At 60.9% G+C, this 18,184-nt stretch carries 21 protein-coding genes; 7 read left to right on the top strand and 14 right to left on the bottom strand.

Features of this window, described 5'->3' with window-relative positions:
• Window positions 1-76 precede the first annotated feature (76 nt).
• The 5 genes from QF039_RS05925 to puuE all read right to left on the bottom strand — a co-directional run bounded on the left by QF039_RS05925 (window position 77) and on the right by puuE (window position 4,584).
• Window positions 77-1,378 carry a urate hydroxylase PuuD gene (locus QF039_RS05925; RefSeq protein WP_087694785.1) on the bottom strand — a complete coding sequence of 434 codons (1,302 nt, stop codon included), beginning with the start codon at window positions 1,376-1,378 and terminating at the stop codon, window positions 77-79.
• 50 nt (window positions 1,379-1,428) lie between these two features.
• Entirely contained in the window at window positions 1,429-1,932 is a 504-nt protein-coding gene (locus tag QF039_RS05930; RefSeq protein ID WP_003209110.1) for an ureidoglycolate lyase, read from the bottom strand.
• A 137-nt stretch (window positions 1,933-2,069) separates the two neighbouring features.
• Window positions 2,070-3,065, bottom strand: coding sequence for an allantoicase (gene alc, locus QF039_RS05935; RefSeq protein ID WP_003209112.1), 996 nt, complete (start codon window positions 3,063-3,065; stop codon window positions 2,070-2,072).
• 80 nt (window positions 3,066-3,145) lie between these two features.
• Window positions 3,146-3,661, bottom strand: coding sequence for a 2-oxo-4-hydroxy-4-carboxy-5-ureidoimidazoline decarboxylase (uraD, locus tag QF039_RS05940; protein ID WP_003209113.1), 516 nt, complete (start codon window positions 3,659-3,661; stop codon window positions 3,146-3,148).
• Window positions 3,658-4,584 (bottom strand): allantoinase PuuE, encoded by a 927-nt coding sequence (puuE, locus tag QF039_RS05945; RefSeq protein ID WP_008432189.1) that lies wholly within the window; start codon window positions 4,582-4,584, stop codon window positions 3,658-3,660. The genes uraD and puuE overlap by 4 nt, the downstream gene beginning before the upstream one ends.
• 390 nt (window positions 4,585-4,974) lie before the next feature.
• Between puuE and uraH the strand changes: the two genes are divergently transcribed.
• The gene (gene uraH, locus QF039_RS05950; protein WP_003209117.1) at window positions 4,975-5,328 is read left to right on the top strand and encodes a hydroxyisourate hydrolase; all 354 of its coding nucleotides are present in this window, start codon (window positions 4,975-4,977) and stop codon (window positions 5,326-5,328) included.
• Window positions 5,329-5,458: 130 nt separating this feature from the next.
• On the opposite strand, the gene QF039_RS05955 is transcribed toward uraH, so the two are convergent.
• From QF039_RS05955 to QF039_RS05965, 3 genes are all read right to left on the bottom strand, one after another.
• Window positions 5,459-6,085 (bottom strand): LysE family translocator, encoded by a 627-nt coding sequence (locus QF039_RS05955; RefSeq protein ID WP_008432192.1) that lies wholly within the window; start codon window positions 6,083-6,085, stop codon window positions 5,459-5,461.
• A 63-nt stretch (window positions 6,086-6,148) separates the two neighbouring features.
• Window positions 6,149-7,495, bottom strand: a complete 1,347-nt coding sequence (locus QF039_RS05960) for an NCS2 family permease (protein WP_003212843.1) — start codon at window positions 7,493-7,495, stop codon at window positions 6,149-6,151.
• A gap of 191 nt (window positions 7,496-7,686) precedes the next feature.
• Window positions 7,687-8,121, bottom strand: coding sequence for a MarR family winged helix-turn-helix transcriptional regulator (locus tag QF039_RS05965; protein ID WP_307517145.1), 435 nt, complete (start codon window positions 8,119-8,121; stop codon window positions 7,687-7,689).
• Between the two features lie 82 nt (window positions 8,122-8,203).
• Between QF039_RS05965 and QF039_RS05970 the strand changes: the two genes are divergently transcribed.
• On the top strand, window positions 8,204-9,370 hold the full coding sequence (locus QF039_RS05970) for a PLP-dependent aminotransferase family protein (RefSeq protein WP_003212839.1): 1,167 nt from the start codon (window positions 8,204-8,206) through the stop codon (window positions 9,368-9,370).
• Between the two features lie 10 nt (window positions 9,371-9,380).
• Complete coding sequence (locus QF039_RS05975; RefSeq protein WP_008432197.1) at window positions 9,381-9,983, top strand: glutathione S-transferase family protein; 603 nt, start codon at window positions 9,381-9,383, stop codon at window positions 9,981-9,983.
• Between the two features lie 106 nt (window positions 9,984-10,089).
• Here the strand turns inward: QF039_RS05975 and QF039_RS05980 are convergent, their stop codons facing one another.
• Window positions 10,090-10,986, bottom strand: coding sequence for a LysR family transcriptional regulator (locus QF039_RS05980; RefSeq protein WP_003213144.1), 897 nt, complete (start codon window positions 10,984-10,986; stop codon window positions 10,090-10,092).
• A gap of 131 nt (window positions 10,987-11,117) precedes the next feature.
• Here QF039_RS05980 and QF039_RS05985 point away from each other — a divergent pair, with 131 nt between their 5' ends.
• Genes QF039_RS05985 through QF039_RS05995 form a run of 3 tightly spaced genes read left to right on the top strand, consistent with a single transcriptional unit; the run spans window position 11,118 to window position 14,060 of the window.
• Window positions 11,118-12,410, top strand: a complete 1,293-nt coding sequence (locus tag QF039_RS05985; protein ID WP_003213142.1) for a CitMHS family transporter — start codon at window positions 11,118-11,120, stop codon at window positions 12,408-12,410.
• A 1-nt stretch (window position 12,411) separates the two neighbouring features.
• Window positions 12,412-13,743, top strand: a complete 1,332-nt coding sequence (locus QF039_RS05990) for an acyclic terpene utilization AtuA family protein (protein WP_307517146.1) — start codon at window positions 12,412-12,414, stop codon at window positions 13,741-13,743.
• A complete protein-coding gene (locus QF039_RS05995; RefSeq protein WP_087694789.1) occupies window positions 13,740-14,060 on the top strand; it encodes a hypothetical protein in 321 nt (106 codons plus the stop codon). The genes QF039_RS05990 and QF039_RS05995 overlap by 4 nt, the downstream gene beginning before the upstream one ends.
• Before the next feature lie 107 nt (window positions 14,061-14,167).
• Here QF039_RS05995 and QF039_RS06000 read toward each other — a convergent pair whose 3' ends face one another.
• The 5 genes from QF039_RS06000 to QF039_RS06020 all read right to left on the bottom strand — a co-directional run bounded on the left by QF039_RS06000 (window position 14,168) and on the right by QF039_RS06020 (window position 16,942).
• Window positions 14,168-14,539, bottom strand: coding sequence for a glutathione S-transferase N-terminal domain-containing protein (locus QF039_RS06000; RefSeq protein ID WP_063031984.1), 372 nt, complete (start codon window positions 14,537-14,539; stop codon window positions 14,168-14,170).
• Window positions 14,540-14,642: 103 nt separating this feature from the next.
• Entirely contained in the window at window positions 14,643-15,188 is a 546-nt protein-coding gene (gene folE / locus QF039_RS06005; protein ID WP_003204506.1) for a GTP cyclohydrolase I FolE, read from the bottom strand.
• A 79-nt stretch (window positions 15,189-15,267) separates the two neighbouring features.
• Window positions 15,268-15,825: a Smr/MutS family protein gene (locus QF039_RS06010; protein WP_307517147.1), complete on the bottom strand. Its 558-nt coding sequence runs from the start codon at window positions 15,823-15,825 to the stop codon at window positions 15,268-15,270.
• Window positions 15,826-15,900: 75 nt separating this feature from the next.
• Window positions 15,901-16,221, bottom strand: coding sequence for a hypothetical protein (locus QF039_RS06015; RefSeq protein WP_003213133.1), 321 nt, complete (start codon window positions 16,219-16,221; stop codon window positions 15,901-15,903).
• A 130-nt stretch (window positions 16,222-16,351) separates the two neighbouring features.
• Window positions 16,352-16,942, bottom strand: a complete 591-nt coding sequence (locus QF039_RS06020; RefSeq protein ID WP_008433198.1) for a cysteine hydrolase family protein — start codon at window positions 16,940-16,942, stop codon at window positions 16,352-16,354.
• 240 nt (window positions 16,943-17,182) lie between these two features.
• Between QF039_RS06020 and prmB the strand changes: the two genes are divergently transcribed.
• Window positions 17,183-18,091: a 50S ribosomal protein L3 N(5)-glutamine methyltransferase gene (prmB, locus tag QF039_RS06025; protein ID WP_307517148.1), complete on the top strand. Its 909-nt coding sequence runs from the start codon at window positions 17,183-17,185 to the stop codon at window positions 18,089-18,091.
• The last annotated feature ends 93 nt before the right edge of the window (window positions 18,092-18,184 follow it).

Consider the following 18,184-nt stretch of genomic DNA (forward strand, 5'->3'; position numbering starts at 1 on the left):
TCAGTCACCTGAAGTGTTGAATGACACACCGCATTCGCGAGCAAGCCCGCTCCCACACTAGTCCTGCGTTAATCAGTCAGTTGGTACGCGCCCCCTGAGTGATCCAGGTGCCAATCAAGTCCCGTTCCTGCTGGGTCATCTGGGTGATATTGCCCAGCGGCATGATCTGGCTGGCCACGGCCTGTGCCTGGATGCGCGGGGCCATTTGCTGGATCTGCTGCGGCGTATCAAACATCACCCCGGCCGGTGCGGTGCTGAACAGCGGGCTTGTCGGCTTGGCCGAATGGCACACCGCGCAGCGCTCCTGGATCACCCCGTGGACCTTGTCAAAATCAATCGAGGCCTGGGCCGGTGCTGCTTCGGCAGGTGCCGGTGCAGGTGCCGCTGGAGCAGCCGGTTTAAGCCCGCCACCCAACGCCGTTTCCGGCAGCGGCTGGTATTCGATGGCCGCAGGAGCCTTGGCCACATCCGGTGCAGTCGCCACCGGTTTTGGGCCGGTCACGTAGGCCAGGCAAATCATCGCCAGCGCGCCAACCGGCAAGGTCCAGGCATATTTCTGGCTGTTATGACGGGTGTTGAAGTAGTGACGCACCAACACCGCCGCTACCGCGATACCCGCCAGGATCAGCCAGTTGTATTGGCTGCCGTAGGTGCTCGGGAAGTGGTTGCTGATCATGATGAACAGCACCGGCAAGGTGAAGTAGTTGTTATGACGCGAACGCAGCAAACCCTTGGCCGGCAGTGCCGGGTCGGGCGTGCGGTTTTCGGCGATGGCTGCCACCAGCGCGCGCTGGGCCGGCATGATGATGCGGAACACGTTGCCCACCATGATGGTGCCGATCACGGCGCCCACATGCAGGTACGCACCACGGCCGCTGAACACTTTGCTGAAGCCGTACGCAGCGGCAATCAACAGCACGAACAGGATCAGGCCGAGCAGGGCGGGGCGCTTGCCCAGTGCCGAGTCGCACAGAAAGGAGTAGATGAACCAGCCGGCCAGCAGCGAACCGAGGCCCAGCAACACACCTTCCGGACCGCTGAGGCTGCTGCCCGGGGCCAGCAGGTACAAGGTCGGGTTGGCGTAGAACACCACGCACAGCAGCGCGATGCCGGACATCCAGGTGAAGTAGGCTTCCCATTTGAACCAGTGCAGGTTGTCCGGCATGGTCGGTGGGGCCAGTTTGTATTTTTCCAGGTGGTAGATACCGCCACCGTGGATCGCCCACAAGTCACCGGCGAGGCCGTCCTTGGGGTTGACGCGGTTGAGGTTGTTTTCCAGCCAGACGAAGTAGAACGAAGCGCCGATCCAGGCGACGCCAGTGATCATGTGAACCCAGCGCACGCTCAGGTTCAGCCATTCCATCAAATGTGCTTCCACAGTCTTTACCTCTCGCCTGTCACTCTGTCGTCGAGTGATCAGACCTTCTCTTATTGGTGGGGGGCGAGGATCAACCGCTCATCCTCTTTGAAAAAATGCTCATCGCAGTTATTGCCTGTGCCACTGCGATCAACCACCAGGAAGTCATCCCGCTTTTCGATCGTCAGCACCGGGTGGTGCCAGACGCCGCGATGGTAATTAATGCCCTGCCTGCCGTTGGTAACGAAGGCGCGGACCAAGCCCGATACAGGTTCATCGCCAAGTGGCGCGACCACGATCAGAAAGGGGTTGCCGAGCAGCGGGATGAAAGCCTGGCTGCCCAGCGGGTGTCGTTCCAGCATGCACACGGTCAGCGGCATGTCCTGCGCGTCGGCGCGGAAGATGCTGATGATCGCGTTATCTTCTGGCGTGGCGGTTTCAACCGTCGCCAGTTTATGAAAGCGCATGGTCGACCCGTTGTTGATCATGAAGTGATCGCTGCCATCGGTTTCGATAACGTCTCCGAAAGGGGCGAAGGCTTCTTTGGTCAGGGGTTCGATCATCAGTGTGCGCATGGCTGTCTTCTTAATCTTGTGTATGGATCGTTCCCACGCTCTGCGTGGGAACGCCGCCCTGGACGCTCTGCGTCCGCTCTTGTGACGCAGAGCGTCACGGTATGCATTCCCACGCAGAGCGTGGGAACGATCGGGTGTTACTTCGAGACCTTACCGAGAACCCGCAGGCGGCTCACACCACCATCCGGGAACACATTCAGACGAATGTGGGTGATCGGGCCCAGCGCCTTGATCTGCTCGGCAAATGTGTGTTCAGCGTGCATTTCCAGTTTCTGCGCCGGCAGCAGTTCGCGCCAGAACAGCGATTGGGTTTCGATCTGGCTGTCGGTGCCGCCCTTCACGAATGCGCCCTGGATCGAGCAAGTGTCCGGGTAGTTGCCCTTGAAGTGCAGGGTGTCGACCACGATCTTCTCGATCTCGCCCGGGTGGCCCAGTGCGACGATCACCCAGTCATTGCCCGGCGTACGACGACGTGCGGTTTCCCAGCCGTCGCCCATGTTGATGCCACGGCCCGGGTTGAGGATGTTGCTCATGCGCCCGAAGTGTTCATCGGAGCAGGCCAGTGCGCGGCCGCCGTTCAATGCAGCAGCCAGGTCCACCTGTTCGTTGTCGCCCACCGCCGACCAGTCGCGGAATGGAATGCCGTACACACGCAGACGGGCCACGCCACCATCCGGGTAGATGTTGAAACGCAGGTGGCTGAAGGCCTGGTCGTTGTTGATCTCGTGGAAGTGATGGCTGTTGCCTTGCAGCTCTACAGCCGACAGCACTTCAACCCATTGGGTGTTGTCATCCGGCTCGCCGCTCGCGAGGAAGCAGGCTTCCAGGGACGCCGATGGCGGGAAGTTGCCGGTGAAGAATGAAGTGTCGATGTCCACGCCTTTGATCGAACCCGGTACGCCCAGGCGGATCACGGCGCTGTCGTAGCCTTCGAAGCGCTTGCGGCGCGACTCCCAGCCGTCCATCCACTTGCCGTTGTCATCGAAAACGCCCTCCTTCCACACGGCCGGGGTCGGCTGGAACAGACGGTTGGCGTCGGCGAACCAGTCATCGGTGACAGAGATGATCTTGGTGCCCAGGCGGGCGTCGGCCAGGTTGACGAACTTTTCGAAAGGTACGGGTTGCGCTTTCATTCTTCTTGTCTGCCTTAAAGTAAGTGGCTTGGGATGCTCGCCAGGCCCTGGGCGTTCATGAATCGCTCGGGCCAGGTCTGCTAAAGGGTCAGTAATCGGAACAACGCGATTTTATTGATCTCGGCCAGCGCGCATTTGAACTCGGCTTCCACCGAGTTGTGAATGCGCGTTTCAAACGCGGCAAGGATCTGGTGCCGGTTGCTGCCTTTTACCGCCATGATGAAGGGAAACTTGAACTTGGCCTTGTAGCCATCGTTCAGCTCGGTGAAGCGCGAAAACTCGTCGCTCGAGCATTGGTGAATACCGGCGCCAGCCTGTTCATTAGTGCTGGCTTCGGTCAACTGGCCCTGGACGGCCGCTTTGCCCGCCAGGTCCGGGTGAGCGTTGATCAGGGCCAGTTGGCTTGCGTGATCGGCGCTCAACAGGATGTCGCTCATGCGCTGGTGCAGGGTTTCAATCTCGTCGATCGAAGCGTCCTGGCCCAGGTCGAAGGCCTTTTCGGCCACCCATGGCGAATGTTCGTAGATGTCGGCGAAGGCTGCGACGAATTCGTCGCGGCTCAGGCTCGACGGTTTCAGGGTTTGGAACGCGGTCATTTGGCGGCTCCCTGGAAAGGGTGTACGTCATGCCAGTGACGGGCGATGTCGACGCGGCGGGTAAACCACACCTGGTCATGGCCCTTGGCGTATTCGATAAACCGCTTGAGGGCGGCCAGGCGCGCCGGGCGGCCGATCAGGCGGCAGTGCAAGCCGATGGAGAGCATTTTCGGTGCGTCCGCGCCTTCGGCATACAGCACGTCGAAGGCGTCTTTCAGGTATTCGAAAAAGTCGTCGCCCTTGTTGAAACCCTGGACCTGGGTGAAGCGCATGTCATTGGTGTCCAGGGTGTAGGGGATCACCAGGTGCGGCTTGCCGGTCGGGTTGTTGGGTTCCCAGTAGGGCAGGTCGTCGTCATAGGTGTCGCAGTCATAGAGGAAGCCGCCTTCCTCCATCACCAGCCGCCGGGTGTTGGGGCCGGTGCGGCCGGTGTACCAGCCCAGTGGGCGCTCGCCGGTGAGTTCGGTGAGGATGCGGATCGCTTCGAGCATGTGCTCGCGTTCCTGGGCCTCATCCATGTATTGGTAGTCGATCCAGCGGTAGCCGTGGCTGCAGATCTCGTGGCCGGCGGCGACCATCGCGCGGATCACATCCGGGTGGCGCTGGGCGGCCATGGCCACGGCGAAGATGGTCAGCGGGATATCGAATTCCTTGAACAACTTGAGGATGCGCCACACGCCGGCACGGCTGCCGTATTCGTACAGCGACTCCATGCTCATGTTGCGCTCGCCTTGCAGCGGTTGCGCCGAGACCATCTCGGACAGGAAGGCCTCCGACTCTTTGTCGCCGTGCAGGATGTTGCGCTCACCACCTTCTTCGTAGTTGAGTACGAACGACAGGGCGATACGGGCCTTGCCCGGCCAGTGTGGGTGAGGAGGGTTACTGCCGTAACCGATCAGGTCGCGTGGGTAGTCAGCGCTCACTGCAGTCTTCCTTCTTGTTCGTGGTAGCGGTGTGTGTGGCGGCCGGGCAGCGGAAAGACTGGGTGGCGTCACAACGATGACTGATTGTATACAACTTAGTGTGCACTTTGTAAGCCTGTATTTCTGCATTTTTTCCGCAGGGTCTTTGCAGAATAGCACTGCAAGAAACCTGCCTGACTGGTCAGCTAATGGCTAAAAGGTCGTTTAAAAGCAAGGACTGCTGACCAATCGCCTCCAGCACCAACGCTGGCAGGGGAGAACAGAAGTTTGTGATTTTTATTGTGTACAATTTTTTTGAAAAGTGTCTTAATCAGCCATCGCCGGCTTTTTCAGTGACCTGAAAAGGTGCGGTCTTTCACTTTTACTGACTTCGGGAGGCGCGCAGACGCTATGGGACGTTTGACCACACACGTATTGGACGCCGCGCATGGCTGCCCTGGCAGCGCAATCAAGGTTGAGTTGTACCGTGTCGAGGGCGCACAGCTTGAGCTGGTCGCCAGCACCCTGACCAACAGCGACGGCCGCTGCGATGCACCCCTGCTGCAAGGCGATGACTACCGCAGCGGCGTCTATCAATTGCAGTTCAGCGCCGGTGATTACTACCGCGCCCGCGGTGTGCAACTGCCCGAACCTGCGTTTCTCGATGTGGTGGTGCTGCGCTTCGGCATCAGCGCCGAACAGGATCACTACCACGTGCCTTTGCTGATTTCGCCTTACAGCTACTCCACCTATCGCGGTAGCTGAGTCGTCACCGCGCTTCACACCCCCAAAGCTCTTCGTTGGTTTTTCGCCCGCTCACACTGCGGGCTTTTTTTCGCCTGCTGATTGCGCCATAAAGGCGGCCCCGATCGTCAGTGCGATCGGGGCTGGATCTTCAGCGGCTCAATAGCGACGCAGCGCCGGCGCCTGTGAACAAGCCCGCGCTGATCCGGTTGAACCAGCTCTGGCCCCTGCCGCTGCGCAGGTAGCGCGCGGCGCCATGGGCGCCGAGGCCGTAGGCCAGTTTGCACAGCAGGTCGAGCACGGTCCAGGTGGCGATCATGATCAGCAACTGCGGCAAAAAGGCCTGCTGGGCACTGAGGAATTGCGGCAGGAAGGCGGCGAAAAACAGGATGTCCTTCGGGTTGCTGGCGCCCAGCACAAAGGCCCGGCCAAACAGCGCACGAAAACGCGGGGTGGCGGCCACTTGCGGTACGTCGGCGACGTGGGCCGGTTGCCGGGATTGCTGCCAGCTCTGCCAGGCGAGGTAGAACAGGTACAGCGCGCCGACGATCTTCAGGGCGCTGAACAGCTGTTCCGATGCCAGCAACAACGCACCCAAACCCAGCGCCGAGGCGCTCAGCAGGCAGATCGAAGCAATCACCCCGCCGAGAAAGGCCGGGTACGAACGGCGCAGGCCGTAGTTCAGGCTGTTGCTGATCATCAACAAGGACAGGGGGCCGGGGATCAGGATCACCACCAGCGCAGCGCCGCTGAACAGCAGCCAGGTTTCCAGACTCATTGCATTCCTCCATTCGTACAAAAGCCCCACCCGACGGGGTGAGGCAGGGTCAAGCGGGTTGGCCTACAGGAACGCGAACTTGGCGATGAAGATCGCGCAAAGCACCCACAGGCTGATGGAAATTTCCTTGTGTTTACCCGTGCCGGCCTTCAGCGCCACGTAGGTGATGAAACCCAGGGCGATGCCGTCGGCCACCGAGAAGGTCAGGGGCATCATGATCGCCGTGACGATCGCCGGAATGCTGTCGGTGGCGTCGTCCCAATTGATATGGGCCATGCCGCTCATCATCAGCATCGCCACATAGATCAACGCGCCGGCGGTGGCATAGGCCGGAATCATGCCAGCCAGCGGGGCAAAAAACATCGCTGCGATAAACAGCACACCCACGGTGACGGCGGTCAGCCCGGTACGGCCACCGGCGGCAACCCCGGCGGCGCTTTCCACGTAACTGGTGACTGGCGGCACGCCGACCATGGCGCCGAACACGCTGGAGGCGCTGTCGGCTTTCAGGGCGCGGGAGAGGTTTTCGATCTTGCCGTCGGCATTCACCAGGCCTGCGCGCTGGGCCACGCCCATCAGGGTGCCGGCGGTGTCGAACATGTGCACAAACAGGAAGGCGAACACCACGCTGATCATGCTGACGTTGAACACGCCCATCACGTCCATGGCCATCCAGGTCGGCGCCAGGCTTGGCGGGGTGGCCAGGATGCCGTGGTACTCCACCAGGCCCAGGCCCCAACCGGCGAGGGTCACGGCGATGATGCTGATCAGGATCGCGCCGAATACCCGGTGGTAGCTGAGGATCGCAATCAACAGGAAGCAGATGGCCGCCAGCAATGGGGCGGGTTCATGCAGGGAGCCGAGCTTGATCAGGGTGGCCGGGCTTTGCACGATGATGCCGGCGGTTTTCAGGCCGATCACCCCGAGAAACAATCCGACGCCGGCGCCCATGGCATGGCGCAGGCTCACCGGAATGCTGTTGAGCAGCCACTCGCGAATGCGTGAGAGCGTCAGGATCATGAACAACACACCGGAGATAAACACCGCACCCAGTGCCGTCTCCCAGTTGTAGCCCATGGTCCCGACCACGGTGTAGGTGAAAAACGCGTTCAGGCCCATGCCCGGCGCCAGGCCTACTGGCCAGTTGGCGTACAGGCCCATCAGCAGGCAACCCAGCGCGGCGGCGATGCAGGTGGCGACAAACGCCGCGCCGTGATCGATGCCGGCGTCGGCCATGATGTTGGGGTTGACGAAGATGATGTAGGCCATGGTGATAAAGGTCGTGAGGCCAGCGATCAGCTCGGTCTTCACTGTGGTGCCATGCAAGCGGAGTTTGAACAGGCGTTCCAGCCAACCGTTGTGGGTTGGCGAGAGGTCGAGCGTAGGGGCTTCGGATTTGCGGCTTTCCACAGCAAGTACTCCTCAAGAGTTTTATTGTTATTTCCAGCGCCGGACACATGAGTGGGCAGCAGCGCTTTGAGGTACCAGCGGGTTTTGTTGACCAATAGGTCAGGAACTCGCACGAAGCGAATTATGCTTTTGTATACAAATAAAGCAAATAATGTTTTCTATTTTGTGTGCGAAAGGGGATGAAAGGCAATTCAGGATTGGCCACTGAGTGCCTTGTTTACCGCCAGCCAGCCTTCTACCGCCGTCTCGCCTGCCTCGGCAAACGCCCGTTGCAGCAGCTTTACCTGTTCGCGCCGCAGCGATTGTTCGAAACGCCGGCCTTCCTCGGTCAACTCCAGCAGGCGCTTACGCTTGTCGGTCTCGGACGCCACGCTGTCCACCAGGTGCATTTCCTGCAGTTGGCGCAACGGCATGTTCAGCGCCTGTTTGCTTACGCCGAGCAGTTCCAGCAGCTCCTTGATGCTCAAGGCCGGGTAGCGCGCGATAAAAAACACGATGCGTTGATGCACCCGGCTCAAGCCGCGGCGCTCCAGCATTTCGTCAGCCTTGGCGGTGAACGCCTGGTAGCCGAAGAAGAAGGCTTCCATGGCGGTTTGCTGGCTGGTCTGGTTTTTAAGGTCAAGCATATTGACGTATCCGCCCAAGTCGTCGTAATTTCGGTCAAGCAGTTTGACGTATTTTCCCCAGGCTTTGCTACCGGTGACCCTTATGGCCTTCTCAGAACGTGTTTCGCGTCTTAAAAGCTCCCTGATCCGTGAAATCCTCGCGGCGGCGCAAAAGCCGCAGGTGATGTCCTTCGCCGGTGGCCTGCCGGCCGAAGTGATGCTGCCCACGCTGGATTGGGAAGGCATGCCGCTGAATATCGGCCAATACGGCATGAGCGAAGGCGAGCCACAGTTGCGTGAATTGCTGGCGGCCGAGGCGCGGGTGCTGGGTATTGCCTGCGATGCGCGCCAGGTCATGGTGGTCAGCGGCTCCCAGCAAACCCTGGACCTGGCGGCCAAGCTGTACATCGACAAGGGCACCAAAATCCTCCTGGAAGGCCCGACTTACCTTGCGGCATTGCAGATTTTCCAATTGTTCGGCGCCGATTGCCTGACCGTACAGCTTGAGGCGGACGGTCCGGACCTCAGAGCCTTGCGCAGCAGCCTTGAGCAGCATCGCCCGTCCTTCGTCTACCTGATCCCGACGTTCCAGAACCCTTCGGCGGTGCGCTACAGCGATGCCAAGCGCGAGGCCGTCGCCGCGTTGCTGGACGAGTTTGGCGTAACCCTGATCGAAGACGAACCCTACCGCGAACTGACCTTCGACGGCGGCAGCGCGCAACCCATCGTCAGCCGGCTGAAAAAGGCCAGCTGGATCTACACCGGCACCGTATCCAAGACCTTGTTGCCCGGCCTGCGGGTCGGCTACCTGATCGCCAGTCCGGACCTGTTCCCGCACCTGCTCAAACTCAAGCAGTCAGCCGACCTGCATACCAATCGCGTTGGCCAGTGGCAGGCGATGCAATGGATCGGCACCGAGAAATACCAGCATCACCTGGTAGAGTTGCGCAGTTTTTACCGAGGCCGGCGCGACGCTTTCCAGGCTGCACTGGCGCGGCATTTCAGCGACCTGGCCGACTGGCAAATACCCCAGGGCGGATTATTCTTCTGGCTGACCTTGAAACAGCCGCTCGATACCCGCACCTTGTTGGCACCTGCGCTCGACCAGGACATCGCGTTCATGCCCGGTGAACCGTTCTTTTCCGAGCCGGACAATCATCACGGTCACCTGCGGCTCAATTTCAGCCATATCGACCCGGCGCGCTTGGACGAAGGTCTCAAGCGTCTCGCTGCGGTGGTCCGTCAAGCACAGCACGCGCAAGCGGCATAGGGGAGCCTCCATGTACAAGGTCTACGGCGATTACAAATCGGGCAACTGCTACAAAGTCAAACTCATGCTCAGCCTGTTGGGCATCGACTATGAGTGGATCGATGTCGACATCCTGAAGGGCGACACCCAGACCGCGGAGTTCCTGGCCAAGAACCCCAACGGCAAGATCCCGGTGCTGGAGCTGGAAGACGGCACCTGCCTGTGGGAGTCCAATGCGATTCTCAACTTCCTGGCCGATGGCAGCGAGTTCCTGCCCAGCGAACCGCGCCTGCGCACCCAGGTTCTGCAGTGGCAGTTTTTCGAGCAGTACAGCCACGAGCCGTACATCGCGGTGGCGCGGTTTATCCAGTTTTACCTGGGGCTGCCGGAAGATCGCCTGGAGGAATACAAGAAGCTGCACAAGGGCGGTTATAAAGCCCTGAAGGTGATGGAGCGCCAGTTGCAATTGACACCGTATCTGGTGGGCGACCAATTCTCGATTGCCGACGTGGCGCTGTATGCCTACACCCATGTGGCGGATGAAGGTGGCTTTGACCTGAGCGCCTATCCAGGCGTGCAGGCGTGGTTGAAGCGCGTGGCCAGCCATCCCAAGCATGTGCCGATGCTGGGCTGACAATCCGGTCAAAAATGTGGGAGCGGGCTTGCTCGCGAAGGCGGTGTACCAGTCAGCACATGTATTGGCTGACCCACCGCCTTCGCGAGCAAGCCCGCTCCCACATTTAGTTTTGCGGTGCGCCAGGTAATTCTTCACTGAGCAACTCAAAACAGCGCTGCGCCGCTGGGCTCAACGGCTGTCCACTGCGACTGATCAACCCGATCTCCCGGTTCACCCCCGGATGATCAATGGTAATCCGCTTCAACCCCTCCAGACTGTCCGCCGCCGATTCCGGCAACACACTGATCCCCAAGCCCTGCCGCACCAACGCCAACACGGTCGACATGTAGTTGGCCTCCATCCCCGCGAGCATCGTCAGGCGTGTTTCATCGAACAACGCGTCCACCTGTTCCCGCACGCTGCTGTCGCGGCCGGTGAGGATGATCGGCTGGTCGGCCAGTTGCTCCAGGCTCAACTTTGCAAAACGAGTCAGCGGATGATCCAGCGGCACGAACGCACATAACCGATCATTCAGCACCGGCACAAACGCCAACCCGTGGCTCAGCCGCGCCCGCACACCAATACCGAAATCCACCTCGCCCGAACGCACTTGCGCATGAATGCGGTGAGCAACCAGGTCATGCAAGCGCACCTCGATCCCGGCAAAACGTTCGCGAAACAGGCGCAGGGCGGGAGGTAACGCGCCGGCGCACACGGAGGGCAGGGCGGCGATGGTCACCACGCCTCGTCGTAGCGCTGCCAGGTCACGGGAGCCGGTGACGATGTTGTCCAGGTCCAGCAACAGCTTCTCCATCGGCCCGCGTGCATCCAGCCCTGCGGCGGTGATGCTGACGTGGCGCGGGCTGCGGTCGAGCAGCGCGACGCCCAGCCATTCCTCCAGTTGCTGCACCTGCACGGTCAGCGCTGAGGGCGACAAATGCAGTTCGTTGGCGGCCTTGGTAAAGCTGCCCGTGCGGGCAACGGCGAGAAACGCCTGGATATGCTGGATCGAATTTTTCATTTTTATTTTGCTCGAGCGTTTTGTTTTTTCGAATGTTGAGTGCCGAATATTCCAATTTACAAAGCCTAACGCGATTCCAATACTCCAGGGAAAACAATAACCGGCCGAAAACGCCGTTCTGGAGCTACCCCATGCTCGCTACCCTGGGTGTCATCACCATCCTGTGCCTGCTCACTGCCGTCATGAGCAAACGCCTGTCGCCACTGGTGGCCCTGATTGCCTTGCCGATCATCGCCGCGCTGCTGGGCGGTTTCGGCCTGCAAACCAGCGCCTTCATCATCACCGGCATCAAGAACGTCGCCCCCGTGGTGGGGATGTTTGTGTTCGCGATCCTGTTCTTCGGGATCATGACCGATGCCGGCATGCTGGATCCAATCATTGATCGCATCCTGCGCACGGTAGGGACGCGTCCTACAAGGATTGTCGTCGGTACCGCGACCCTGGCCCTGCTGGTGCACCTCGACGGCTCCGGCGCGGTGACCTTCCTGGTGACGGTGCCGGCGATGCTGCCGCTGTACACGCGGCTGGGAATTGATAAACGCATCCTCGCGTGTGTGGCGGCGATGGCGGCCGGGGTCAACTTCCTGCCGTGGACCGGCCCGGTACTGCGTTCCTCGGCGGCGCTGCACGTGCCGGTGGCGGACTTGTTCCAGCCGCTGATCCCGGTGCAGATCGTTGGCCTGGTCTTTGTATTCGCCTGCGCCTGGTGGCTGGGCCACCGGGAAGAAAAACGCCTGGGCCTGGGCGCTGGTTCCAGCGTGGACGCCGTGCCGCAACGGGTGCTCAGCGACGATGACATTGCCCTGCGTCGCCCGCGGCTGTTCTGGGTCAACCTGGTCCTGACGGTACTGGTGATGGTGGTGATGATCGCCGGTTGGGTCGACCCGGTGGTGATGTTCATGCTCGGCACGGTGGTGGCGCTGTGCATCAACTACCCGAACGTCGACGCCCAGCGCGCGCGGATCGACGCCCACGCAAAAACCGCCCTGACCATGGCCAGCATCCTGCTCGCCGCCGGTGTGTTCACCGGCATCATGCAAGGCACCGGCATGCTCAAGGCCATCGCCGAAGTGGCGGTGGCGCAGATTCCGGCGGGCCACGGCAAGTTGATCCCTGCGGTGGTGGGCTTCCTGTCGATGCCGCTGAGCATGCTGTTTGACCCGGATTCCTACTACTTCGGCGTGATGCCGGTGATCGCCGAAGTCGGCAAGGCCTTGGGCGTCGACCCGCTGCAAGTGGCTCAGGCCTCGTTGCTGGGCGTGCACACCACCGGCTTTCCGGTCAGCCCGTTGACGCCTGCGACCTTCCTGTTGGTGGGCCTGTGCAAGATCGAATTGGCCGATCACCAGCGCTTCACCATCCCCTTTCTGTTTGCCGCGTCGGTGTTGATGACCCTGACGGCTTTGCTCCTGGGAGTGATTTGAAATGAAAACCTTGCGCATCGGTTCCGGCGCCGGCTACTCCGGCGACCGTATCGAACCTGCGGTGGAATTGGCCGAACAGGGCGACCTGGATTACCTGGTCTTCGAATGCCTGGCCGAACGCACCATCGCCCTGGCGCAACAGGCGCGGATCAGCGATCCACAAGGCGGTTACGACCCGCTGTTGAGTGAGCGCATGCGCCGCGTGCTGCCCTTTGTCGGCCGGTCCGAAGGGCGCCGACGCCTGCGGGTAATCACCAATATGGGCGCGGCCAATCCGGTGGCGGCGGCGGTTGAAGTGCGGCGGATTGCCAGTGAATTGGGGCTTAACCTCAAGGTGCTGGCGGTGGTTGGCGACGACGTGCTTGAGACCTTGCGTGCCCAGCCGGAGCAGTTGCTCGACAACGGTCAGACCCTTGGCTCGTTGGGCGAGCGATTGATTTCCGCGAACGCCTATTTGGGCGCCGACGGCATTATCGACGCCTTGCGCGCCGAGGCCGACGTGGTGATCACCGGCCGGGTCGCAGACCCTTCGTTGTTCCTGGCGCCGCAGATGTTCGAATTCGGCTGGGCTGCGGATGATTGGCAACGGCTGGGGCGCGGCACGCTGGTGGGGCATTTACTGGAATGTGCGGGGCAGGTCAGCGGTGGCTACTTTGCCGATCCGGGCTTCAAGGATGTGGACGACCTGGCACGCCTGGGCTTTCCACTGGCCGAGATTGACCCAGACGGCGAGGCCTTGATCACCAAGGTCGCAGGTTCCGGTGGGCGGGTCAGCCGTGCCACGTGCACCGAACAATTGATCTACGAAGTGCACGACCCGGCGGCCTACCTCACACCGGACGTGTGCGCGGATTTTTCCCAGGTGGCGTTTACCGAAGAAGCCGTGGACCGGGTGCGTGCCCACGGCGCGAGCGGACGGCCACGTCCCGAAGCGTTGAAAGTCAGCGTCGGTTATCTGGACGGCTGGATCGGTGAGGGGCAGATTTCCTACGGTGGCCCGGGCGCGGTCGCTCGTGCGCAACTGGCTCGTGATGTGGTCCTGAAACGCTTGGAGTTGACCGGTGTGCGCATGCAGGACGTGCGTGCCGAATTGATCGGCGTCGACTCCCTGCACGGCCCGCGCAGCACGGTTGAATCGTGGGAAGTGCGCCTGCGCATAGCCGCCCGCTGCGCAGAGCGCAGCGAGGCGGTGCGTGTCGGCAATGAAGTTGAAACTCTCTACACCAACGGCCCGTCCGGCGGCGGCGGCGCCAGCAAGAGCCTGCGCCAGGTGGTGGCGGTGGCCTCGTTGCTGCTGCCTCGTCACGCGGTCAACCCGAGGATCGAGTCATGAAACTGCACACCCTGGCCCACTCCCGAACGGGAGACAAGGGCGACACCTCGAACATCTCGATCATTGCGTATCGGGCCGAGGACTATCCGCTGCTCTGCGAGCAATTGACGGCTGAGGTGGTGGCGGCATTTTTTGCGCCGTTGCTGGAGGCGGGAGCTGCACCGGTGCGGCGTTATGAACTGCCCAATGTGCAGGCACTGAACTTCGTGTTGCCGGGGATCCTGCGAGGCGGGGTGACGCGGTCGCTGGCGCTGGACGCCCATGGCAAGTGCCTGGGCTCAGCATTGTTGGATCTTGAATTGGCAATACCAAACTAATGTGGGAGCGGGCTTGCTCGCGAAGGCGGAGTATCAGCCACTACGTCTGTGGCTGATACTCCGCCTTCGCGAGCAAGCCCGCTCCCACACTGGATTCTCGCTGTTTGTCAGACCGCCGCAAACCGCTTGTCGAGGTAATCGATGATCACCTTGGAGTCGTACATCCAGGTGGTCTGGCCGTTCTCTTCGATGCGCAGGCATGGCACCTTGATCTTGCCGCCTTGCTCCAGCAGGGTCTGGCGGTCCTGCTCGTTGTTCTTCGCATCCTTCAAAGCTACCGGCACGTTCAGGCGGTGCAGGGTGCGGCGGGTCTTCACGCAGAACGGGCAGGCGTGGAATTGATACAGGGTCAGGTCCTTGGCCGCTGCGTTCACCTGCGCCTGTTGTTCGGCAGGGCGCTGCTTTTTGCGCGGACGGGTCAGGAAGTCGCCGGCGATGATGACGTGGCCGAGGCCCACTCGAAGTGCTTTGACGAACATGGCTGAAACCTCTTGCCCTAGACTTAAGGGGGCGCAGCTTACCTGATTTTTCACAGGCGAAAAAAAACCGGCGATGAACGCCGGTTTTTCCAGGTGCCGCGTATTACTTGATCAGGCTGAGAAACTCGCTGCGGGTCGCCGCGTTTTCGCGGAACTCACCCAGCATCACCGACGTGATCATCGACGAATTCTGCTTCTCCACACCGCGCATCATCATGCACATGTGCTTGGCCTCGATCACCACTGCAACGCCCAGGGCGCCGGTGACCTGCTGGACCGCATCGGCGATCTGGCGGCTGAGGTTTTCCTGGATCTGCAGGCGGCGGGCATACATATCGACGATACGCGCGACCTTCGACAGGCCCAGCACTTTGCCGCTCGGGATATACGCGACGTGAGCCTTGCCGATGAACGGCAGCAGGTGGTGTTCGCACAGCGAGTACAACTCGATGTCCTTGACCAGCACCATTTCGCTGTTGTCAGAGCTGAACAAGGCACCGTTGGTGACTTCTTCGAGGGTCTGTTCATAACCGCGGCAGAGATACTGCATGGCCTTGGCGGCACGTTTTGGCGTGTCGAGCAGGCCCTCGCGGGAAACGTCCTCGCCGAGTTGGCCGAGAATCGCGGTGTAATTCTGTTCCAGGGACATGAAACTACCTAGTGGGATTTTCGCAAAGGGCAAGGGTACGGCGGCCAACACATCGCTGCAAGCCTGACGATGGCACTTGTTACTCGTCGCGGCCTTCCATCATGGTGCGCTTGAGCATCACATACACCGCGCCAGCGCCGCCGTGACGTGGCTGGCATGAGGTAAAACCCAGCACCTGGGAGTGCTGGCGCAACCAGGTGTTGACGTGGCTTTTGATCATCGGCCGCTTGCCGTCCAGGCGCACGGCCTTGCCGTGGGTGACGCGCACGCAGCGGATTTCGAGTTTGGTGGCTTCGGCGAAGAACGCCCAGAGGGTTTCGCGGGCTTTTTCGACGGTCATGCCGTGCAGGTCGAGACTGCCCTCGAACGGGATCTGGCCGACCTTGAGCTTGCGCATCTGGCTTTCCTGCACGCCGTCGCGGGCCCACATCAACTCGTCTTCGGGACCTACATCGATAACGAATTGATCCGACAGGCCGTCCACGGTGGTGGCGTCCGTGCGCACGGTCGCGGCCTGGCGCAGCTTGGCGATCTGGGCGCGATCGGTCTTGGGTTTGCCGGTGTCGGCGCGATCATGCTTGATCGGCTTGACGCCGCGCAGCTCGTTCTTGAATAGGGAAAAATCGTCGTCTTGCATGTCAGCCTCCGCGAAGGGCGGGCAGTTTACCTAATCGCGGCGGCTTGATGCGCAACAAACGCTATCTGTACGCCATCAGTCGTGCTTTTTCATCAGGTGCGAAGCGATGTTCAGTGACAGCGGTTGGCGCATGCGCCGACGGCAACGGCGCCACAGCCATACGCCGAACCACAGCACCAGCAGGCCGATGACCAAGAGTATTGCAGAACCGCCAGGGCTGGCATTCAGCTCGCCCAGGGCCGGTGAGTGTCCAACCAAACCAGCGCCGCCAGCAATTGCCAGTAGTACGCCACCTATCGCCAACAGCGCGGCAAAGCCGGCGCCGATGCGCAGACGCCAGTTGCTCGGGCCCTTGGGGCGCAAGCGACGAGCATCAAAACCATCGGATATCTTCATTCCGACCTTTCCTCCAGGGTATCGGCCCTTCGACCGGAAGATACACAGGTTGTTCCGGGTACAGAGGCAATTGCAGCAAATGACAGGTATTTGCGGATGAGCGGGCGGCTACCCGCTCATCGAAGGTCGATCAGATCAGATCTTTGGTCAAGGCGAGGGTGGCGAAGTTGTCAGCCATGATGGCCATTTCAGTCTGCTGCACGTGGTCGGCGCTGAGGATGCCGCCCTTGTAAGGCAGGTCGCGGGTGGCGCAGGCGTCTTCCACCAGGGTGCAGCGAAAGCCCAGGTTTTTTGCCGCACGCACCGTGGTGCTGACGCTGGAGTGGCTCATGAAGCCGCAGACGATCAGGTCCAGGGAACCGAGGTCTTGCAGGTGTTTCTCCAGGCCGGTGCCGTGGAAGGCGCTGGGCAGCAGCTTGCCGATGATGGTTTCGTCGGCCTGTGGCTCAAGGCCAGGAATGAACTCACCGCGCTCGCCCTGAGGGTCAAACAACCCGCCGACAGTGCCCAGGTGGCGCACATGCACGATCGGGCGCCCGGCGTTGCGCGCGGCAGCCGCCAGTTGCTTGATATTTTCGACAGCAGCGTCCATGCCCGAGAGGGCGAGGGGACCACTGAGGTATTCCTTCTGGGCGTCGATGATCACGAGGGTCGCATGGTTCAGGTTCGCCGCTGCGTAACCACGACCGCTGAGTTGAAACATCGTCTTTGGAACGGACATTCTGGGGCTCCTGTGAGTGGGGCTTTTGTGACATTGTCCTCTGGCTGAGCGCTTCTGTGAATCGCTACCATCGTAAGGTACGCCGTTGTTGGCGTGCAGCGATGTCAATAGGGCACTACGTTTAGGCAAAAACCACGTTTAAGATGAAATCCGACGTGCGGCAAAGGGTTTTTTCGTACATCGTCGGTACAGCTTAAGACTGTTAGAATCGCCGGTCGTTTTTTCCAGGAGCTTGCCCCCGTGATCACTTCCCGCCTGCGCACCTTGCGCGACCACATCCGATGGGCCGTCAGCCGTTTCCATGGGGAAGACCTGTTTTTTGGCCATGGCACCGACAACGCCTGGGACGAAGCCCGGCAACTGGTGCTCGGCGCCTTGCACCTGCCATGGGAAATTGCCGACAGTTACCTGGATTGCAACCTGGAAGAAGAGGAAATCTCCCACGTGCAACGCCTGTTGCACCGCCGTATCCATGAGCGCGTGCCTACTGCGTACCTATTGAAGGAAGCCTGGTTCTGCGGCATGTCGTTTATCGTTGATGAGCGTGTGCTGATTCCACGCTCACCGATTGGCGAACTGATCGAAAACCGCTTCGAACCGTGGCTTGGCTCGCCGCCAGCACGCATTCTGGACCTGTGCACCGGTTCCGGTTGCATCGGTATTGCCTGCGCCTACGAGTTTCAGGACGCCGAAGTAGTGCTGGGTGACCTGTCCTTTGAAGCCTTGGAAGTGGCCAACCAGAACATCGAGCGCCATGGCGTCGATGAGCGCGTGTATACCGTTCAGGGCGACGGCTTTGATGGTTTGCCGGGCCAGCGTTTTGACCTGATCGTGTCCAACCCGCCGTATGTCGACGCCGAAGACTTTGCCGACATGCCGGATGAATACCAGCACGAGCCGGAGTTGGGCCTGGCCTGCGGTGACGACGGCTTGAACCTGGTTCGGCGGATGCTGGCCGAGGCGGCAGATCACTTGACCGAGAAGGGCTTGCTGATTGTCGAAGTGGGCAACAGCCAGGTTCACGTCGAGGCGTTGTACCCCGAAGTGGACTTCGCCTGGCTGGAGTTCCAGCGCGGCGGGCATGGCGTGTTCATGTTGACGGCCGAGCAGTGCCGGGCGCATCAGGCGGTGTTTGCCGCCAGGGTCTAAACCCTGGCTGACAGCATGCTGATACTTGTGGCGAGGGAGCTTGCTCCCGCTGGGCAGCGTAGCGGCCCCAAGAATCTTGGGAGCGCTTCGCAC

Source organism: Pseudomonas sp. W2I6, assembly GCF_030815935.1.
Classification (GTDB): domain Bacteria; phylum Pseudomonadota; class Gammaproteobacteria; order Pseudomonadales; family Pseudomonadaceae; genus Aquipseudomonas.

Bases quoted from the DNA above. Each gene is read 5' to 3' on its own strand.
- QF039_RS05980 (WP_003213144.1), bottom strand. From the start codon at position 10,986: ATGAAAAATTCGATCCAGCATATCCAGGCGTTTCTCGCCGTTGCCCGC.
- uraH (WP_003209117.1), top strand. From the start codon at position 4,975: ATGGGACGTTTGACCACACACGTATTGGACGCCGCGCATGGCTGCCCT.
- QF039_RS05930 (WP_003209110.1), bottom strand. From the start codon at position 1,932: ATGCGCACACTGATGATCGAACCCCTGACCAAAGAAGCCTTCGCCCCT.
- QF039_RS06015 (WP_003213133.1), bottom strand. From the start codon at position 16,221: ATGAAGATATCCGATGGTTTTGATGCTCGTCGCTTGCGCCCCAAGGGC.
- QF039_RS06010 (WP_307517147.1), bottom strand. From the start codon at position 15,825: ATGCAAGACGACGATTTTTCCCTATTCAAGAACGAGCTGCGCGGCGTC.
- alc (WP_003209112.1), bottom strand. From the start codon at position 3,065: ATGAAAGCGCAACCCGTACCTTTCGAAAAGTTCGTCAACCTGGCCGAC.
- QF039_RS05995 (WP_087694789.1), top strand. From the start codon at position 13,740: ATGAAACTGCACACCCTGGCCCACTCCCGAACGGGAGACAAGGGCGAC.
- QF039_RS05985 (WP_003213142.1), top strand. From the start codon at position 11,118: ATGCTCGCTACCCTGGGTGTCATCACCATCCTGTGCCTGCTCACTGCC.
- QF039_RS06020 (WP_008433198.1), bottom strand. From the start codon at position 16,942: ATGTCCGTTCCAAAGACGATGTTTCAACTCAGCGGTCGTGGTTACGCA.
- QF039_RS05975 (WP_008432197.1), top strand. From the start codon at position 9,381: ATGTACAAGGTCTACGGCGATTACAAATCGGGCAACTGCTACAAAGTC.
- QF039_RS05970 (WP_003212839.1), top strand. From the start codon at position 8,204: ATGGCCTTCTCAGAACGTGTTTCGCGTCTTAAAAGCTCCCTGATCCGT.
- folE (WP_003204506.1), bottom strand. From the start codon at position 15,188: ATGTCCCTGGAACAGAATTACACCGCGATTCTCGGCCAACTCGGCGAG.
- QF039_RS05990 (WP_307517146.1), top strand. From the start codon at position 12,412: ATGAAAACCTTGCGCATCGGTTCCGGCGCCGGCTACTCCGGCGACCGT.
- QF039_RS05965 (WP_307517145.1), bottom strand. From the start codon at position 8,121: ATGCTTGACCTTAAAAACCAGACCAGCCAGCAAACCGCCATGGAAGCC.
- QF039_RS06000 (WP_063031984.1), bottom strand. From the start codon at position 14,539: ATGTTCGTCAAAGCACTTCGAGTGGGCCTCGGCCACGTCATCATCGCC.
- uraD (WP_003209113.1), bottom strand. From the start codon at position 3,661: ATGACCGCGTTCCAAACCCTGAAACCGTCGAGCCTGAGCCGCGACGAA.
- QF039_RS05955 (WP_008432192.1), bottom strand. From the start codon at position 6,085: ATGAGTCTGGAAACCTGGCTGCTGTTCAGCGGCGCTGCGCTGGTGGTG.